Below are 837 nucleotides of genomic sequence, written 5' to 3' on the forward strand. Positions count from 1 at the left end.
TGGTGGAAGTGCTCCAGTCAGATGTTGAGCTCGAGCCTGGATACTGGATCGATGGGAGTGCTGAACATGCGTTCTTGAACCAGCTTTACATCATCGGGCCCATGTGAGTTCACCTGCCGCGACTGCGAGACGATCAGCCAGGCTCCGGCGCCCTTCCACGCCACCCCGCGCGGCTGGGCCGGTCCCGGCCTGCTGGCGATGATCCTGTTCGAGAAGTTCGGCCAGCATCAGCCGCTCAACCGCCAGGCCGAACGCTATGCCCGCGAAGGCGTGCCGCTCAGCCTGTCGACGCTCGCCGACCAGGTCGGCGCCGGCGCCGCGGCGCTGATGCCGCTGTTCAAGCGGCTCGAAGCCCATGTGCTGGCCGCTTCACGTCTGCACGGCGACGACACGACGGTGCCGGTCCTGGCCAAGGGCAAGACCGATACCGGCCGATTATGGACCTATGTGCGCGATGACCGACCGTTCGGCGGCGCCGATCCGCCGGCGGCGGTGTTCTACTATTCCCGCGATCGCCGAGGCGAACATCCCGCGGCGCATCTCTCCGGCTGGAGCGGCATTCTGCAGGCCGATGCCTTTGGCGGTTACGGCGATCTCTATGCGACGGGCCGTCAGCCGGCGCCTGTTCTGGAGGCCAGCTGCTGGGCCCACAGCCGGCGCAAAGTGTTTGAGCTGGCCGATGTCGAAGCGGCGGCGCGCAAGAAGGCGCAGGGCGAGAAGCCCAACCTGGTCTATCCGCTGGCGGTCGAAGCCGTGAAGCGCATCGATGCCCTGTTCGATATCGAGCGCGAGATCAGCGGCCTGTCGCCAGGCCGACGCCACGCCGTGCGCCAGGAG

General features: G+C 66.9%; 1 pseudogene. It reads left to right on the forward strand.

Annotated elements, in window-relative coordinates:
* Positions 1 to 105: 105 nt before the first annotated feature.
* Positions 106 to 837: pseudogene (locus EOA27_RS38460) on the forward strand (IS66 family transposase); the annotation flags it as partial.

Origin of the sequence: Mesorhizobium sp. M2A.F.Ca.ET.037.01.1.1, from assembly GCF_003998075.1 — a bacterium.
Lineage (GTDB): Bacteria > Pseudomonadota > Alphaproteobacteria > Rhizobiales > Rhizobiaceae > Mesorhizobium.